Below are 16,725 nucleotides of genomic sequence, written 5' to 3'. Positions count from 1 at the left end.
CCGACACACTGTCCTAAGGCGGCGCCAGGCCCGCCTCCCGCAGGACGCGGGACGCCGTCTCCTCAAGGCCGCTCGTCGCCGGGATCACGGTTTCCACGGAGCCCGGCAGCAGGTCCAGCGGGCGGTACCACCCGCGCAGCTCCGCCTCCCCGTACTCGGCCGCCTGCGGCTTCGTGGCGTGGCGGCGCACCGTCTCGGCGAAGGGGACGTCGAGGTAGTACGCGTGCGTCGCGCCCCGGTGGTCCCGGCGCAGGGCGTCGAGCATCGTGCCGTAGCGGGCCGCGCTCAGGATGCCCTCGACCACCACGTGGTAGCCGTGGTCGAGGGCATAGCGCGCGACGGTGTCGATGAGGCCGATGTTCGCGCCGTCCGGGACGTCCCGCTCGCGGAGCACCTGACGGCGCAGATTGTCCTGGCCCACCAGGGCGAGGCCTCGCCCGTAGCGGGCGCGCAGTTCGGCGGCGACGGAGGATTTGCCGGACGCGGAGTTGCCGCGCAGCAGGATCAGCCGCGTCGTAGAAGAGCCCACCATCATGCCCGTCGTCATGGCGGCCATCATGCCAATCGCGTTACTCGCGCGGAAAGTTGAAGTTTCGTCAGGACCGTTGACGAATCCCCGGGGCCGCCCTAACTTCATCGCGTCGTACTTCGTACGTCATATATGAGACGCGATACGTGAGATCTGAGAGCCCCCATGGACATCGCCCCCAGCCCGATTCCGTCCCGTACTCAGTACGTGCTGGAAGCGGTCAAGCACGCCATCCTGACGGGAGGGCTGCGGCCGGGGCAGCCGCTCGTGGAGACCGAGCTGGCGGCCCAGTTCGGGGTGTCGAAGACGCCGGTACGGGAGGCGCTGAAGACCCTGGCGGGCCGGGGGCTCGTGGTGATGAGCGCGTACAAGGGCGCGACCGTGCGGACCGTCGACACCGCGATGGCGCGCGCCGTATACGACGTACGGCTGCTGCTGGAGCCCGAGGCGCTGCGGCGGACCGTCACCGCGCGGGCGAGCCTGGCGGCGGCGGGGGCCGCGCTGGAGCGGTCGGACGCGGCGGCCGACCAGGCCGACCGGTCGCTGGCCAACCGGGACTTCCACCGCTCGCTCTACCTGCCCTGCGGCAACCCGCTGCTGACCCGGATGCTCGACGAACTGCGCGACCAGGCGGCGCTGGTGTCGGCCGTCGCCTGGCAGGCGGTGCCGTCCTGGGAGCGGGAGGCGCGGGAGCACCGGGAGATCCTGGCCCGCGCGCTCGACGGGGACGCCGACGGCGCCGCCCGCGCGCTGCACCACCACATCTCGTCCTTCGTCCAGCGGGCCTTCCCCGACCCGGACACACGACCGGACACACACTAGAGAGGGTCCGTATGGACTTCACACCGCTGAGAACCGCGCTCGCGGACGTCGTGGCGATCCCGGTGACCCCGTACGACGCCACCGGCGCCGTCGACCGGACCACCTACCGCGCCCTGCTGCGCAGGCTTCTCGACGGCGGCGTACGGGCCGTCACCCCCAACGGCAACACCGGGGAGTTCTACGCCCTCACCCTGGAGGAGCGGCGGCTGTGCACCGAGCTGAGCGTCGAGGAGGCGGGCGGCCGGGCCGCCGTGCTGGTGGGGGTCGGGCAGGACGTGGCGACGGCGGTGGACGCCGCGCGGCACGCCCGCGAGACCGGGGCGCAGATGGTGATGGTGCACCAGCCGGTGCACCCGTACGTGTCGCAGGACGGCTGGATCGACTACCACCGCGAGATCGCCGAGTCGGTACCCGAGCTGGGCGTGGTGCCGTATCTGCGCAACCCGCTGATCGAGGGCGAGGCGCTGGCCGGTCTCGGCGAGGCGTGCCCGAACGTGATCGGCGTGAAGTACGCGGTCCCGGACGCGGCCCGCTTCGCGGCCTTCGCGCGGGACGCGGGGCTCGACCGGTTCGTATGGGTGGCCGGGCTCGCCGAGCTGTACGCGCCCTCGTACTGGTCCGTCGGCGCCACCGGCTTCACCTCCGGGCTGGTCAACGTCGCCCCGAAGCTGTCGCTCGACATGCTGGGCGCGCTGCGCGCCGGGGACTACGCGGCCGCGATGAAGGTGTGGGAGCAGATCCGGCCGTTCGAGGACCTGCGCGCCGCGCGGCAGTCGGCCAACAACGTGACCGTGGTGAAGGAGGCGCTGGCCGCGCTCGGCCTGTGCCGCCGCGACGTCCGTCCGCCGAGCCGCCTGCTGCCGGAGCCGCAGCGCGCCGAGGTGGCTGCGCTGATAGAAGGATGGGCGCTATGAGTCGCCCGCGCAGACGGCCCGAGGAGCTGCGCAGCCACCAGTGGTACGGCACCGAGGGGTTACGCACCTTCAGCCACCGGGCCCGCACCCGCCAGCTCGGCTACCTCCCCGAGGAACACCTCGGCAAGCCGGTCATCGCGATCCTCAACACCTGGAGCGACATCAACCCCTGCCACGTCCATCTGCGCGACCGCGCCCAGGCGGTCAAGCGCGGGGTCTGGCAGGCGGGCGGATTCCCGCTCGAATTCCCGGTCTCCACCCTCTCCGAGACGTTCCAGAAGCCGACTCCGATGCTGTACCGGAATCTGCTGTCCATGGAGACCGAGGAGCTGCTGCGCTCGTACCCGGTGGACGGCGCCGTGCTGCTCGGCGGCTGCGACAAGTCCACCCCGGCGCTGCTCATGGGCGCCGCCACCGCCGATCTGCCGACCCTCTTCGTGCCCGCCGGGCCGATGCTGCCGGGACACTGGCGCAACGAGGTGCTGGGCTCGGGCACCGACATGTGGAAGTACTGGGACGACAAGCGCGCCGGGCTCATCGGCGACTGCGAGATCGCCGAGCTGGAGCGCGGCATCGCCCGCTCGCCCGGCCACTGCATGACCATGGGCACCGCGTCCACGCTGACGGCCGCCGCCGAGGCGCTGGGCGTGACCCTGCCGGGCGCCTCCTCCATCCCGGCCGTCGACTCCGGGCACGAACGGATGGCCGCGGCGTCCGGGATGCGCATCGTCGAGCTGGTCTGGCAGGATCTGCGGCTCTCCGGGATCCTCACCCGGGACGCGTACGAGGACGCGGTCACCACCGTGCTCGCCCTCGGCGGCTCCACCAACGCCGTCATCCACCTGATCGCCATGGCCGGGCGCTCCGGGGTGCGGCTCACGCTGGACGACTTCGACCGGATCGCCCGCAGCGTGCCCGTCCTCGCCAACCTCCGCCCCGGCGGCCGGTATCTGATGGAGGACTTCCACTTCGCGGGCGGACTGCCCGGCTTCCTCTCCCGGCTCACCGACCGGCTGCATCTGGACCGGCCCACCGCCGCCCACACCACCCTGCGCGAACAGCTCGACGGCGCCCTCGTGCACAACCCGGACGTCATCCGGCCGCGCGAGACCCCCCTCGCCGAGGAGGGCGGAGTGGCGGTGCTGCGCGGCAACCTGTGCCCGGACGGCGCTGTCATCAAGCACATCGCCGCCGATCAGCATCTGCTCAAGCACACCGGGCCCGCCGTCGTCTTCGACGACTACAAGACGATGCAGGCCACCATCAACGACCCCGCCCTCGGCATCACCGAGGACACCGTGCTGGTGCTGCGCAACGCCGGTCCGCTCGGCGGGCCCGGCATGCCCGAGTACGGGATGCTGCCGATCCCCGACCACCTGCTGAAGAAGGGGGTGCGGGACATGGTGCGGATCTCCGACGCCCGGATGAGCGGCACGAGTTACGGCGCCTGCGCGCTGCACATCGCGCCCGAGTCGTACATCGGCGGACCGCTCGCGCTCGTCCGCGACGGCGACCTGATCACGCTTGATGTCGCGGCGCGGGTGCTGCGTGTCGAGGTGGACGACGCCGAGCTGGAGCGGCGCCGGGCGGACTGGACGGCGCCGCCGCCCCGCTACGAACGCGGCTACGGGGCGCTCTACCAGGAGCAGATGACCCAGGCCGACACCGGCTGCGACTTCCGCTTCCTGGCCCGGGAGGGCGCGGTGCCGGAACCGTACGCGGGCTGAGCCCGCTAGCTGAGCGAAAAATTTTTGCACGGTATCTCGAACGTCGTACGGAAAGCGCTTCCGCGCAGGCAGATCGCCGCAGCAAGCGCTTCCCCCTGAGAACGGAGAAGCAGTCATGGCCAACGCCGTGGCGAAACGTACGGGAGCGACACCACGCCGCCTCCCGTACCTGCTGATCGCCCCCGCCGGGCTGCTGATGCTGGGCTTCATCGCCTATCCGATGCTCAGCGTCCTCTACTACAGCCTGCAGAACTACAACGTCACCAAGCCCTGGCGGAACGGCTACGCGGGCCTCGACAACTTCACCCGCATCTTCACCGACGACCCGCAGTTCTGGGACGCGCTGGCGTTCAGCGGCAAATGGGTCGTCACCGAGGTGCTGCTGCAACTCGTCCTCGGCGTCGCGCTGGCCCTGCTGGTCAACCAGACCTTCATCGGACGCGGCATCGCCCGCGCCCTGGTCTTCTCGCCGTGGGCCGTCTCCGGGGTGCTGACCACCACCATCTGGATGCTGCTCTACAACCCGTCGACCGGCATCAGCCGCTATCTCGCGGACGCCGGGATCGGCACGTACGGCACCTCCGTGCTCTCCGACACCGGCACCGTGTTCTGGGCCGCCGTCCTCGCCGAACTCTGGCGCGGCGTCCCCTTCTTCGCCATCCTCATCCTCGCCGACCTCCAGTCCATCCCGGGGGACCTGTACGAGGCGGCCTCGGTCGACGGCGCCGGGCGGGCCCGGCAGTTCTTCCACATCACGCTGCCGCATCTGAAGGACGCCATCGTGCTGTCGACCCTGCTGCGCGGGGTCTGGGAGTTCAACAACGTCGACCTGCTCTACACCCTCACCGGCGGCGGACCGGCCGGGCAGACCACCACGCTGCCGCTGTACGTCGCCAACACCGGGATCAACGGCCATGACTTCGGCTACGCCTCCGCGCTGACCACCGTGGCCTTCGTGATCCTCCTCTTCTGCTCGATTCTCTATCTGCGCCTGAGCAAGTTCGGAGGCGACACCAAGTGAGAGCCGCACCCGCATCCGCGCCCGCACTCGCCGAAAAGGGCACCGTCCCGGCCGTAGCCGCCCCCGCCCCGCCCGCCGCCCCCGGCAAGCGGAGCCGCCGCTCGGTGGACGACGGCGTACCGCGCTGGCAGATCTACGCGCCGCTGGGCCTGTATCTGCTGTTCACCCTCATCCCCTTCTACTGGATGCTGCTCTTCGCGCTCCGCCCGGCGGGTTCCACCTCGCTGGTGCCGTGGCCGGTCACCGGGGAGCACTTCGCGAAGGTGTGGAACGAGCGCGCCTTCGGGACGTTCTTCCAGAACAGCATGATCGTCGGCGTCGCGTCGCTGCTGATGACGACGGTGGTCGCGCTCGCGGGCGGCTACGCGCTCGCCCGCTTCGACTTCCGTATCAAGAAGGGCTTCATGCTGGCCCTGCTCGCCTCGCAGTTCATCCCGGGCGCGCTGATGCTGGTGCCGCTCTTCGAGATCTTCAAGAACCTCCAGATGATCAACTCGCTGGGGAGCGTGATCATCGCGGAGACGGTCTTCCAACTGCCGCTGTCCATCATCCTGATCAGCGGTTTCATCAGGAACGTGCCGGTCTCCCTGGAGGAACAGGCCTGGGTCGACGGCTGCGGGCGGCTGCGGGCCTTCGGCGCGGTGGTGCTGCCGCTGCTGCGGCCGGGGCTGATCGCGGTCGGCTCCTTCGCCTTCGTCCACAGCTGGAACCACTTCCTGTTCGCGCTGATGTTCCTCAGCTCGCAGGACATGCAGACCATCCCGGTCGGCCTCAACACCCTCATCGGCGCCGACAGCGTCGACCTGGGGGCACTGGCGGCGGGCGGGGTGATCGCGGCGGTGCCGGTCGTCATCGTCTTCGCCTTCATCCAGAAGTGGCTGATCACCGGTTTCAGCGCGGGCGCCGTCAAGGGCTGAGCACCCGTCAGTCAGTACGCGGACAAGGAGGTCCGACCATGGGCACGACGCAGGGAGACACGCCCGTACCCGTCGTTCTCGCGGGGGCACGGGGACACGGCCGCTGGCACCTGGAGAACATCCGGCGGCTGGTGGGGGAGGGGCTGGTGCGGCTGGCCGGGGTGTGCGAACTCCGGCCGCTCACCGTGGAGGAGTTGGGGGATGGGATCGGCGCGCCCGGGCCCGAGCAGTCCGGGGACCTGGGTGCGCTGGTGGCCCGTACCGGCGCCCGGATCGCCGTCATCTGCACCCCGATCCACACCCACGCCGACCTCGCCCTCACCGCCGCCGAGCAGGGGGCGCACGTACTGCTGGAGAAGCCGCCCACGCCCTCGTACGCCGAGTTCACCCGGCTGCGCGACGGGCTCGCGGAGCGCGGCGCCGCCTGCCAGATCGGCTTCCAGTCCCTCGGCTCCCACGCCGTGCCCGCCATCCGGAAGCTGATCGCCGACGGCGCCATCGGGGCCGTACGGGGCATCGGCGCCGCCGGGGCCTGGTCGCGCGACGAGACGTACTACACGCGCGCCCCCTGGGCCGGGCACCGCACCCTGGACGGGCGTGACGTCATCGACGGCGTCCTCACCAACCCCCTCGCCCACGCCGTCGCCACCGCCCTGCGCATCGACGGCGCCGACCGCGCCGAGGACATCACCGCCCTGGAACTGGAGCTGTACCGGGCCAACGACATCGAGGCCGACGACACCTCCTGCCTGCGGGTGCGGACCTGCTGGGATACGACGATCACCGCCGCCGTCACCCTGTGCGCGCGGGAGCCCGGCGAGCCGTACGTCGTGGTCCACGGCGAACAGGGCCGTATCACCTTCTGGTACAAGCAGGACCGGGTCCGGGTCGAGCGCGCGGGAGCGCCCCCCGAGACCACCCTCTACGAGCGCACCGATCTGCTGGAGAACCTGGCGGCTCATGTGCGCGACGGCACCGAACTGCTCGTCCCACCGGACCGCACCGGCGCGTTCATGCGCGTGGTCGAGGCGGTCCGTACCGCCCCCGCACCGGTCCCGCTGCCCGTGGACGCCTGGCGCACCGAACCCGGTGCGGGCGCCTGCGCGGGAGCGAAGCGGCGCGTCGTCACCGGCATCGACCAGCTGGTCACCGCCGGGGCCGAGCGCCTCGCTCTGTACTCCGAACTGCGCGCCCCCTGGGCCGCACCCCCCGCGGAGGTCCCGCACCCATGAACGCACCCTTCACCCCCAACCGTCCCCCCTGCACCGTGCTGCGCCACGAGAACCGGCCCGTCGGTACGTACATCCACCGGCCGCAGCTCGCCGGGACGCTCGCCCCGCGCCCGTATCTGCACCCGGTACGGACCCTCGGCGGCATCACCGTCACCGATCTGCGCACCGGGGGCCATCCCGCTGCCGCCCAGCTGGGCGTGTCCATGGCCGTACCGGACGTCGCCGGGCGGAACTTCGGGGGCGGTCCGAGCCCCGTCACCACCTCCACCTACGGCAGTCAGCGCCACCTGGGGTGGCTGCTGCGCGACCCGGACGGCTTCGTGGAGGAGCTGTCCTGGGGCGCGGGCGGACGGCAACTCCTGCTGGAGCGGCGCACGGTCGCGGTGCGGCCGCTGTCGGCGGGGTGCTGGGCGCTGGACTTCACCACGGCGCTCACCAATGTGACCGGGCAGGACGTCTCCGGGGCGGGTGGTGGCTTCTTCTGGAGCGCGCCGCGCCGCCCGCAGCCGCCGAGGGTCTTCAGCGCGGGCGGCGAGGGCGAGGCCGCCGTGCACGGGCGGGCCGCGGACTGGGTGGCGCTGGCCGCCGAGGACTGGACGCTGGTGTTCGCCGGGGCGACCGGCGAGACCCGGTCCGCGCCCTGGTACGTCCGTACCGGTGACCAGCCGGGGGTCGGCTCGGTCCTCGCCGCCTCCGACCGGCCGCTGACCATCGCCCCCGCCGACACCGTGACACGGCGCATCGTCACCGCGATCGCGGACGGGTGCCTGGCGCGGGACGAAGCGGCGCGGATCGCGGGGCAGCTGTCGGACAAGGGGGCCGCCGTATGAGCGGGCCTGCGCCGCTGTGGCGGGCTGATCTCGGCGACGGTACGTACCGCAATCCCGTCCTCAACGCCGACTGGTCCGACCCGGACGTCGTCCGCGTCGGCGACGACTACTACCTCACCGCCTCCAGCTTCGGACGCGCCCCCGGGCTCCCCATCCTGCACTCCCGGGACCTCGTCAACTGGAGCGTCCTGGGCCACGCCCTGGACCGGCTCGAACCCGCCGACGCCTTCGCCCTCCCGCGCCACGACTGCGGCGTCTGGGCGCCCAGCATCCGGCACCACGACGGCCGCTTCTGGATCTTCTGGGGCGACCCGGACGCGGGTGTCTACCAGGTCAACGCCCCTGATCCGCGCGGTCCGTGGAGCGCGCCGCACCTGATCAAGCCGGGCAAGGGGCTGATCGACCCCTGCCCGCTGTGGGACGAACACGGCAACGCCTTCCTCGTCCACGCCTGGGCCAAGTCCCGCTCCGGCGTCAACAACCGGCTCACCGGGCACCGCATGAGCCCGGACGGGACCGCTGTGCTCGACGAGGGCCGGATCATCGTGGACGGGGACGCCATCGCGGGGTGGTTCACCCTGGAGGGCCCCAAGCTCTACCGGCGCGACGGCTGGTTCTGGATCTTCGCCCCGGCGGGTGGCGTCGAGACCGGCTGGCAGGGGGCCCTTCGTTCCCGGGACTTCTTCGGCCCGTACGAGGAGCGGACGATCCTGGCCCAGGGCCGTACGGAGGTCAACGGCCCGCACCAGGGCGCCTGGGTCGACACCCCGGCGGGCGAGGACTGGTTCCTGCACTTCCAGCAGCGCGGGGCGTACGGGCGGGTGGTGCACCTTCAGCCCATGGGGTGGGACGAGGCGGGGTGGCCGGTGGTCGGCGACGAGGGCGAGCCGGTGTCCTGGTACCGCAAGCCGAAGGGTCCTACCGCTGGCCCTTGCGCTCCCGCTGTGGACGACACCTTCCCTGATGGCCAATACGGCCCCCAATGGTCCTGGACCGCCAACCCGGAGCCGGGCTGGACGATCGCCCACGACGGCCCCGGTCTCTGGCTGACCTGCCATCGCCATGAGCGGGTGGACGACTTGCGCAGGCTCCCGAACGCCCTGGTGCAACGGCTCCCCGCCGAATCCTTCACGACCACGGTCGACCTTGTACTGCACAGTGACGCCGTGGGCGCCAGGGCCGGACTGGCGGTGCTGGGAGACGCGTTCGGCTGGATCGGCCTGGAGCGGACGGTGGACGGCGTCCACCTGGTGCACCGCTTCGCCAGCACCACCGCCGAGGGGGAACGCGACGCAGCCCATCCCCGCCCGGCGGTGGCGGCCCGGGCCCGCCTCCGAGTGGAGGTCTCCCCGGGCGCCCGCTGCCGCTTCTCCGCCGACACCGGGGACGGTTTCCGCCCGTCGGGCCCGGTCTTCGCGGCCACCCCGTGGCGCTGGGTGGGAGCCCAACTGTCCCTCTTCGCCACGGCCCCACCAGGCCAAGCTGCCCCGGGCCACGCGGCCTTCCGCACCTTCCACGCGACGCCCGGTCAGGAGTGAGATGTCCCCCACCCCGCCCCTCCCCGAAACCGAGGCATCCGCCCCGGACCCCGCCCGGGGCTCCGCCCCGGACCCCGCCTGGGGCTCCGCCCCGGACCCCGCCTGGGGCTCCGCCCCGGACCCCCACGGGGCTGCGCCCCAGCTCCCGGTCCTGGCCCACCCGGCGGTCTCCGCCCGGGGCTGGGCCCCGGATCTCCAGGGGGTTGCGCCCCTGGCCCCTGCTCGGGGCTCGACCCTGGCCCCCCAGGGGGCTGCGCCCCAGCCCCCCGCTCGGGGTCATGCCCCGGACCCCGTGCAGGGCTTGGCCCCGGACCGCGCTCGGGGCTGTGCCCCGGACCTCCGTGGGGCTGCTCCTCAGCCCCCGGCCTCGGCCCACCCGGCGGTCTCCGCCCGGGGCTGGGCCCCGGATCTCCAGGGGGTTGCGCCCCTGGCCCCGGCTCGGGTCTCCACCCCGGCCGCCCAGGGGGCTGCGCCCCAGCCCCCCGCTCGGGGTCATGCCCCGGACCCCGTGCAGGGCTGGGCCCCGGACCTCCGTGGGGCTGCGCCCTGGCTCTCGGCCTCGGCCCACCCGGCGGTCTCCGCCCGGGGCTGCGCCCCGGATCCCCAGGGGGCTGCGTGCCCGGCCCCCGCGCGGGGCGCTGCGCCCTTGGACCTCGCGCAGAGCGGCGCCCCGGCCCGCACCGGGGCCGCGCCCCCGCCCCCCGCCCGGGGCCGTGGCCCGCTGTCCGGGTTGTGGGCAGGCGTTCCGCGGAGGGGGCACCTCCCAGCGGTAGCTGGGGGAGGAACGGGTGGGCACAACCCGGCCCGCAGTCGGCCACATGCCTCGGCCACGATGGCGCTCGCCCCGGCGGCCACCGGCTCGCACTCCGGGCGCGTACATCGGCCACGCGCCGCCGTCGCGACGACCGCGCTCACCCTGGTGGTCACCGGGCTGCTCGTGGTGCTCGGCGGCGCGCCCAGCGCAGTGGCGAGGGCGTCAGAGACACTGCGCGTCGCCGCCGACGGCACCGGCGACTTCCGTACCGTCCAGGCCGCCATCGACGCCATCCCGTCCGGCAACGACAAGCACATCACCCTCGCCATCGCCCCCGGCACCTACCGCGAACAAGTCCGCATCCCCGCCGACAAACCCCACCTCACCCTCCTCGGCACCGGCCGCCACCGCACCGACACGACCATCGTCCACGACACCCCCGCCGAGTACGGCGGATCCACCGGCAGCGCCACCGTCCTCATCGCGGCGAGCGATGTCACGGCCCGCCGTCTCACCTTCGTCAACGACTTCGACGAGGCGGCCCACGACCTCAAGGGCGAACAGGCGCTGGCCATGAAGACGACCGGCGACCGGATCGTCTTCCGGGACACGGCCTTCCTGGGCAATCAGGACACCCTCATGACGGACAGCCCGAAGCTGACGACGAACAGCCGGGTCTACCTCCGCGACGCGTACATCGAGGGCGACGTCGACTTCATCTACGGCCGCGCCACCACCGTCATCGAGCGCTCCACCATCAAGGCCCTCACCCGCGGCAGCGACACCAACAACGGCTACATCACCGCCGCGAGCACCTGGAAGAACAACCCCCACGGCTTCCTGATCACCCGCAGCCGCATCGTCAGCGACGCACCAGCGCAGACCTTCCACCTCGGACGGCCCTGGCACCCCGGCGGCGAGCCGGACGCGATCGCCCAGGTGCTCATCCGCGACACGTACCTCCCCGCCGCGATCAAGTCCGCCCCCTGGACGGACATGAGCGGATTCCCGTGGCAGGAGGCCCGCTTCACCGAGTACCGCAACACCGGACCGGGCGCGGCAGGGCCGGACCCCGCCGCGACACGGCCGCAGCTGGACGAGGCCGACGCCGCGGACCACGAGGTCGCCGACTACCTCGCCGGGACGGACGGCTGGGCACCCCAACACCACACCAGGAGATGCGCTTCATGAGCACAGCAGGAGCAAGAACAAGAGCCACCGCCAAAGCCACCCGCAGCGCCGCGGCGGTCGCCGCCGTCCTCACCCTCGCGCTCACCGCCACCGCCTGCGGCGACGACGGATCGTCCACCGGCGAAGAGGGATCCGGCAAGGGCACCATCACGTTCTGGGACAACAACGGCGGTCCCCGGACGAAGGTCTGGAAGAAGATCATCGCCAAGTTCGAGGATAAGAACCCGAACATCAAGGTCAAGTACGTTCCGATCCCGATCACCAACGTGCAGTCGAAGTACGACACGGCCATCCAGAGCGGCGGCGACAGCCTCCCCGACGTCGGCGGTGTCGGCACCGCGTACCTGGCGAACCTCGCCGCCCAGGGCGCCCTGGACCCGGTCACCGACCGCATCGAGGACAGCTCCCTCAAGGGCAAGCTGATCAAGAACATGGTGGACAGCGTCCGCGCGGCCGGAGGCGACGAGAAGGAGCTGTTCTCCGTCCCGACCTCCGCCAACCAGGGCACCCTCTGGTACCGCACCGACCTCTTCAAAGCAGCGCAGCTGCCCGCCCCCACCACCTGGGACGCCTTCTACAAGGCCGCCGACAAGCTGACCGACAAGGGCAAGAACAGGTTCGGCTTCACCCTGCGCGGCGGCGCGGGCTCGGTCGCCCAGGCGCTGGACATGATGTACGCCCAGTCCGGCATCTCCACGTTCTGGGACGGCGACAAGACGACCCTCAACGACCCCAAGAACGTCGCGGCGCTGGAGAAGTACATCGCCCTCTTCAAGAAGGTCACTCCCTCCGCCGACCTGAACAACGACTTCGCCAAGATGGTCGCCCAGTTCGACCAGGGCGACATCGGCATGCTGCAGCACAACCTCGGCTCCTACGTCGACCACGTGAAGCAGCTCGGCAAGGACAAGATCGCGGGCATACCGCTGCCGCCCGCCCGGGCCGGATCGGCCCGCACGATCGTCTCCAACCCGGTCGACGGCCTCGGCCTCTTCAAGGCGAGCAAGAACAAGGCGGCCGCCTGGAAGTTCATCGAGTTCGCGGCCTCCCCGGAGATGAACAGCCTCTGGAACGAGGACGTCGGCGCGATCCCCGCCAACGTCGGCGCCGCCGACGACGCCTGGATCAGCGAGGCCCCGCCGACCAAGGCCGCGCTGGAGTCGCTGAACGACCCGCAGACCAAGGTCGTCCAGCTGCCGTACTACCTCCCGGACTGGAACAACATCAGCAAGGCCGACAACGAGCCCAGCTTCCAGAAGGTGCTGCTCGGCCAGATGACCGCCAAGGCCTTCTGCGACAAGGTCGCGAAGGAGCTGAACACGGCCCAGGCCGACTGGAAGAAGCACCAGTAGCGGCGGTCCTCCCCCTGAACCGGCGTACGGGGCGGCCGCACCGCACCGGTGGCCGCCCCGTACGCCCTTTACGGAAGGCATTCCCTCAGCCCATGGCCCTGACCCGAAGACACGCCGCCGCGTCCCTCGCCGCGCTGCCCCTCACCCTCGCCGCCCCCGGCACGGCAACCGCCGCCGCCAAAAAGGTCCGCACCACCGTCTACGTCGCGGGCGACTCCACCGCCGCGACCAAGCAGCCCACCGCCGCGCCCGAGACCGGCTGGGGCATGGCCCTGCCGTTCTTCCTGGCGGACGACCGCTTCACGGTCGCCAACCACGCCGTCAACGGCCGCAGTTCCAAGAGCTTCTACGACGAGGGGCGGCTCGCCCCCATCCTGGCCGCCCTCCGCCCCGGCGACCTCCTCCTCGTCCAGTTCGGCCACAACGACGAGAAGATCGAGGACCCGGCGCGCGGCACCGATCCGCAGACCACGTATCCGCAGTATCTGCGGCGCTACCTCGACGGCGCGCGGGAGCGCGGCGCGCGCCCCGTGCTGCTGACCTCCGTGGAGCGCCGCAAGTTCGACGCGGCGGGCAACGCCTCGCCCACGCACGGCGCGTACCCCGACGCCGTACGCCGCCTCGCCCGCGTCGAGGGCGTGCCGCTGCTCGACATCCAGGCGTCCAGCATCGCGCTGTGGCAGCGGCTCGGGCCCGAGGCCACCCAGGGCTACTTCAACTGGCTGGAGCCGGGGGAGTCGCCCAACTACCCGGCCGGGCTCCAGGACAACACCCACTTCCAGCCGCACGGCGCGATCGAGGTGGCCCGGCTCGTCGCACGCGAGCTGACGGCGCGGCGGGTGCTGCGGCCGCGCGACGTACCGAGGCTGGACGCCGCGATCCCGGACAGCTGGATCAGCTGGTAGCTCGCCTTCCCCCTTCTTCCCTTGTTCTCAGGAGCCGTCATGTTCAGACGTCATGCCCGCGTGGCCGCCGTGCTCGGCTGCGCCGCACTCGCCCTCGGCGTGGCCGTGGGCCCATCGGCCGCCGTCCAGACCGCTCGTGGCGCCCTCCCGGCCGGTGACGGCTGGGCCTCCGCCGAGGGCGGCACCACCGGCGGCGCCAAGGCCGACAAGGCGCACACCTTCACGGTCACCAACCGCGCCGAGCTGGTGAAGGCCCTCGGCGACGGCGACGCCACCCCAAGGCTGATCTACGTCAAGGGAACGATCGACGCCAACACCGACGCCGCCGGAAAGCCGCTGTCCTGCGCCGACTACGCGACGAACGGGTACTCCCTGGACGCGTACCTGACCGCGTACGACCCCGCCACCTGGGGCAAGGCCCCGCCGTCCGGCCCCCAGGAGGACGCCCGCGCCGCGTCCGCCGCCCGGCAGTACGAGCGCGTCGAGCTGAAGGTGGGCTCCAACACCACCCTCCTCGGAGTCGGCCGGAACGCCCGGCTGCTGGGGGCCAGCCTGCAGATCCGGGGCGTGGACAACGTCATCGTCCGCAACCTCACCTTCGAGGACGCCTTCGACTGCTTCCCCGCCTGGGACCCCACCGACGGCGACGACGGCAACTGGAACTCCGAGTACGACAACCTGGTGGTGTACGGCGCCACCCACGTCTGGGTCGACCACAACACGTTCACCGACGGCCGCCGCCCGGACAGCGCCCAGCCCAGCTACTTCGGCCGCCTCTTCCAGCAGCACGACGGCGAACTGGACGTGGTGCGCGGCGCCGACCTCGTCACCGCCTCCTGGAACGTGTTCGCCGACCACGACAAGACGCTGATGATCGGCAACAGCGACAGCGCGGGCGCCACGGACCGTGGCAAGCTCCGCGTCACGCTCCACCACAACCTCTTCAAGAACATCGTGGAGCGCGCGCCGAGGGTGCGGTTCGGCAAGGTCGACGCGTACAACAACCACTTCGTGGCGCCCCGTAGCGGCTACGCGTACAGCTGGGGTGTCGGCGTCGAGTCCCAGCTCTACGCGGAGGCCAACGCCTTCACGGTGCCGTCCTCCGTCGACCCCGCGACGATCATCAAGAAGTGGAAGGGTACGGCGCTGACCGCGAAGAACAACCACCTCGGCGGCAAGGCGGCCGACCTCCTCGCCCTCCACAACGCCGGGGTCCCCGATGAGCAGCTGGGCGGCGACGCGGGCTGGACCCCGACGCTGCGCCCGCGCGTCGACGCGCCGCGCGCGGTGCCCGGCATCGTCGGCAAGGACGCGGGCGCGGGCCGCCTCTGACTTTTTGAGGTCTCGCACCTCGCGTCAACTTCAATTGGACTGTCGGGCAAGGTCGGTCTCAGAATGATCAAGAGTTGTCATGGTCTATCGCTGGGCGATCGCGATTCCGTAATCTGAGAATCCTTGAGACGGCGGCAACCTAATCTGGATCGGCGGCAACTACGCCATGGAGCGGGTCGTTCAGGATCCCACGGCCCGCTCTCTCGACGCAGAACAGGAGTTGCCATGAGAGTGAGGCGAAGCCGCGGTCGCCATCGCCGTCGCAAGGACCGCACGCTGTCCCTCGGCGGCGCCGTGATCGTGGCGTCGGCCGTGGCCGGGGTGTACCTGACCGCCTCCCCGCAGGGCGCGAGCGCCGTCCCGACCGCCGTCTACGTGGCGCCCGGCGGCAGCGACAGCCAGTCGGGCACGCTGGGATCTCCGTACCGCACGCTGGAGAAGGCCTTCGCCGTGGCGAAGCCCGGCACCACGATCGAGGTCCGTGGCGGTACGTACCATCCGGCCCGGACCCTGCGCAGCTCCGTGAGCGGCACCGCCGGTGACCGCGTCCACCTGCGCCCGTACCAGGGCGAGAAGGTCCGGGTCGACGGCTCCCGGCTCCGTGACGGTGCCTCCCTGCTCTCGCTGAGCGCCGACTACTGGACCGTCTCCGGCCTCGAACTGCGCAACGCCCCCGGCGGCGGCCTGGTCTGCACCTCCTGCTCGCACGGCGTCTTCAACAACCTCACGGCGCGCGGCAACGGCGACACCGGGGTCACCCTGCGCGGTGACGACACCGACGACAACCTCATCCGGAACCTGGATTCCTACGGCAACCACGACGACGCCACCGGCGGCAAGCGAGCCGACGGCCTCGCGATCACCCATGGCTCCGGCTCCGGCAACGTCGTCACCGGGTCGCGCTTCTTCGACAACAGCGACGACGGCGTCGACCTGTGGATGTGGGCCAACCCCGTCGCCATCGACCACTCCTGGGCCTGGGGCAACGGCGTCAACCGCTGGGGCATCCGCGACTTCGAGGGCGACGGCAGCGGCTTCCAGCTCGGCGCGGACACCGCCGCGGCGCCCGCCCCCGCCCATGTCGTGCGGGCCTCCGCCGCCTGGAAGAACTCCAAGAACGGCTTCGCCGCGGGCGGCAACACCGGCGCCCTCCGGCTCCTGCGCACCACCGCCTACGCCAACGAGGGCCAGGGCTACTCCTTCCCCGACTCCCGCGTCCTGCTCCAGCAGAACCTCGCCGTCGCCAATGGCCGCGGCCAGACCGACACCGGCGAGCTGGCCGTCTCCCGAGGCAACAACTGGAACCCGAACGCCTCGATCACCCCGCCCTTCGTCACCACCGAACCGGCAACGGCCTACGAATCCCGCCGCCAGGACGGCTCCCTGCCCGTCACCAGCTTCCTGGTAGTAGCCGGAAGCACAGAAGTAGGCTCAACAATGAACTAACCGCCAGACGGCGTGAGTTTTCCCCACCCCGTCCCTTCCCGAACGTGGGGCTGCGCCCCTCGTACCCCGGTGCCCCTGCCGGGCCTGGGGCCCGCATGCGGGCGGTGGGGTGGCGGGTGTGTTTTCCCCACCCCGTCCCTTCCCGAACGTGGGGCTGCGCCCCTCGTACCCCGGTGCCCCTGCCGGGCCTGGGGCCCGCATGCGGGCGGTGGGGT

At 71.6% G+C, this 16,725-nt stretch carries 13 protein-coding genes and 1 pseudogene; 13 read left to right on the top strand and 1 reads right to left on the bottom strand.

What is annotated here, in order from left to right:
* Nucleotides 1–13: 13 nt before the first annotated feature.
* Nucleotides 14–547 (bottom strand): kinase, encoded by a 534-nt coding sequence (locus tag ACFV9T_RS41250; protein ID WP_385448665.1) that lies wholly within the window; start codon nucleotides 545–547, stop codon nucleotides 14–16.
* A gap of 147 nt (nucleotides 548–694) precedes the next feature.
* Here ACFV9T_RS41250 and ACFV9T_RS41245 point away from each other — a divergent pair, with 147 nt between their 5' ends.
* From ACFV9T_RS41245 to ACFV9T_RS41185, 13 genes and pseudogenes are all read left to right on the top strand, one after another.
* Nucleotides 695–1,351, top strand: a complete 657-nt coding sequence (locus ACFV9T_RS41245) for a GntR family transcriptional regulator (RefSeq protein ID WP_385448662.1) — start codon at nucleotides 695–697, stop codon at nucleotides 1,349–1,351.
* Nucleotides 1,352–1,362: 11 nt separating this feature from the next.
* Nucleotides 1,363–2,265 carry a dihydrodipicolinate synthase family protein gene (locus tag ACFV9T_RS41240; RefSeq protein ID WP_385448659.1) on the top strand — a complete coding sequence of 301 codons (903 nt, stop codon included), beginning with the start codon at nucleotides 1,363–1,365 and terminating at the stop codon, nucleotides 2,263–2,265.
* Nucleotides 2,262–3,992 carry an L-arabinonate dehydratase gene (gene araD, locus ACFV9T_RS41235; RefSeq protein ID WP_385448657.1) on the top strand — a complete coding sequence of 577 codons (1,731 nt, stop codon included), beginning with the start codon at nucleotides 2,262–2,264 and terminating at the stop codon, nucleotides 3,990–3,992. The genes ACFV9T_RS41240 and araD overlap by 4 nt, the downstream gene beginning before the upstream one ends.
* Before the next feature lie 115 nt (nucleotides 3,993–4,107).
* A complete protein-coding gene (locus tag ACFV9T_RS41230; RefSeq protein WP_385448654.1) occupies nucleotides 4,108–5,013 on the top strand; it encodes a carbohydrate ABC transporter permease in 906 nt (301 codons plus the stop codon).
* Nucleotides 5,010–5,930: a carbohydrate ABC transporter permease gene (locus ACFV9T_RS41225; RefSeq protein ID WP_385448652.1), complete on the top strand. Its 921-nt coding sequence runs from the start codon at nucleotides 5,010–5,012 to the stop codon at nucleotides 5,928–5,930. The genes ACFV9T_RS41230 and ACFV9T_RS41225 overlap by 4 nt, the downstream gene beginning before the upstream one ends.
* Nucleotides 5,931–5,968: 38 nt before the next feature.
* The gene (locus tag ACFV9T_RS41220; protein ID WP_385448650.1) at nucleotides 5,969–7,162 is read left to right on the top strand and encodes a Gfo/Idh/MocA family protein; all 1,194 of its coding nucleotides are present in this window, start codon (nucleotides 5,969–5,971) and stop codon (nucleotides 7,160–7,162) included.
* On the top strand, nucleotides 7,159–7,992 hold the full coding sequence (locus tag ACFV9T_RS41215; RefSeq protein ID WP_385448647.1) for a PmoA family protein: 834 nt from the start codon (nucleotides 7,159–7,161) through the stop codon (nucleotides 7,990–7,992). Before ACFV9T_RS41220 ends, ACFV9T_RS41215 begins: the two co-directional genes overlap by 4 nt.
* Nucleotides 7,989–9,530, top strand: a complete 1,542-nt coding sequence (locus ACFV9T_RS41210; protein ID WP_385448644.1) for a family 43 glycosylhydrolase — start codon at nucleotides 7,989–7,991, stop codon at nucleotides 9,528–9,530. Before ACFV9T_RS41215 ends, ACFV9T_RS41210 begins: the two co-directional genes overlap by 4 nt.
* 979 nt (nucleotides 9,531–10,509) lie before the next feature.
* Nucleotides 10,510–11,475, top strand: a pseudogene (locus ACFV9T_RS41205) (pectinesterase family protein); the annotation flags it as partial.
* Nucleotides 11,472–12,827, top strand: a complete 1,356-nt coding sequence (locus tag ACFV9T_RS41200) for an ABC transporter substrate-binding protein (protein ID WP_385448642.1) — start codon at nucleotides 11,472–11,474, stop codon at nucleotides 12,825–12,827. The pseudogene ACFV9T_RS41205 and the gene ACFV9T_RS41200, both read left to right, overlap by 4 nt.
* Before the next feature lie 92 nt (nucleotides 12,828–12,919).
* Entirely contained in the window at nucleotides 12,920–13,732 is an 813-nt protein-coding gene (locus ACFV9T_RS41195; RefSeq protein WP_385448639.1) for a rhamnogalacturonan acetylesterase, read from the top strand.
* A gap of 39 nt (nucleotides 13,733–13,771) precedes the next feature.
* On the top strand, nucleotides 13,772–15,064 hold the full coding sequence (locus tag ACFV9T_RS41190; RefSeq protein ID WP_385448636.1) for a polysaccharide lyase family 1 protein: 1,293 nt from the start codon (nucleotides 13,772–13,774) through the stop codon (nucleotides 15,062–15,064).
* A gap of 225 nt (nucleotides 15,065–15,289) precedes the next feature.
* The gene (locus ACFV9T_RS41185; protein ID WP_385448634.1) at nucleotides 15,290–16,510 is read left to right on the top strand and encodes a right-handed parallel beta-helix repeat-containing protein; all 1,221 of its coding nucleotides are present in this window, start codon (nucleotides 15,290–15,292) and stop codon (nucleotides 16,508–16,510) included.
* Nucleotides 16,511–16,725 lie beyond the last annotated feature (215 nt).

Source organism: Streptomyces sp. NPDC059850 (assembly GCF_042731515.1).
In the GTDB taxonomy this organism is placed as follows: domain Bacteria; phylum Actinomycetota; class Actinomycetes; order Streptomycetales; family Streptomycetaceae; genus Streptomyces.
The sequence above is the reverse complement of the archived record's forward strand: the minus strand, read 5'-3'. Positions and strand labels throughout refer to the sequence as shown.

Bases quoted from the DNA above. Each gene is read 5' to 3' on its own strand.
- ACFV9T_RS41245 (WP_385448662.1), top strand. From the start codon at position 695: ATGGACATCGCCCCCAGCCCGATTCCGTCCCGTACTCAGTACGTGCTG.
- araD (WP_385448657.1), top strand. From the start codon at position 2,262: ATGAGTCGCCCGCGCAGACGGCCCGAGGAGCTGCGCAGCCACCAGTGG.
- ACFV9T_RS41185 (WP_385448634.1), top strand. From the start codon at position 15,290: ATGAGAGTGAGGCGAAGCCGCGGTCGCCATCGCCGTCGCAAGGACCGC.
- ACFV9T_RS41190 (WP_385448636.1), top strand. From the start codon at position 13,772: ATGTTCAGACGTCATGCCCGCGTGGCCGCCGTGCTCGGCTGCGCCGCA.
- ACFV9T_RS41250 (WP_385448665.1), bottom strand. From the start codon at position 547: ATGACGACGGGCATGATGGTGGGCTCTTCTACGACGCGGCTGATCCTG.
- ACFV9T_RS41195 (WP_385448639.1), top strand. From the start codon at position 12,920: ATGGCCCTGACCCGAAGACACGCCGCCGCGTCCCTCGCCGCGCTGCCC.
- ACFV9T_RS41200 (WP_385448642.1), top strand. From the start codon at position 11,472: ATGAGCACAGCAGGAGCAAGAACAAGAGCCACCGCCAAAGCCACCCGC.
- ACFV9T_RS41230 (WP_385448654.1), top strand. From the start codon at position 4,108: ATGGCCAACGCCGTGGCGAAACGTACGGGAGCGACACCACGCCGCCTC.
- ACFV9T_RS41210 (WP_385448644.1), top strand. From the start codon at position 7,989: ATGAGCGGGCCTGCGCCGCTGTGGCGGGCTGATCTCGGCGACGGTACG.
- ACFV9T_RS41240 (WP_385448659.1), top strand. From the start codon at position 1,363: ATGGACTTCACACCGCTGAGAACCGCGCTCGCGGACGTCGTGGCGATC.
- ACFV9T_RS41215 (WP_385448647.1), top strand. From the start codon at position 7,159: ATGAACGCACCCTTCACCCCCAACCGTCCCCCCTGCACCGTGCTGCGC.
- ACFV9T_RS41220 (WP_385448650.1), top strand. From the start codon at position 5,969: ATGGGCACGACGCAGGGAGACACGCCCGTACCCGTCGTTCTCGCGGGG.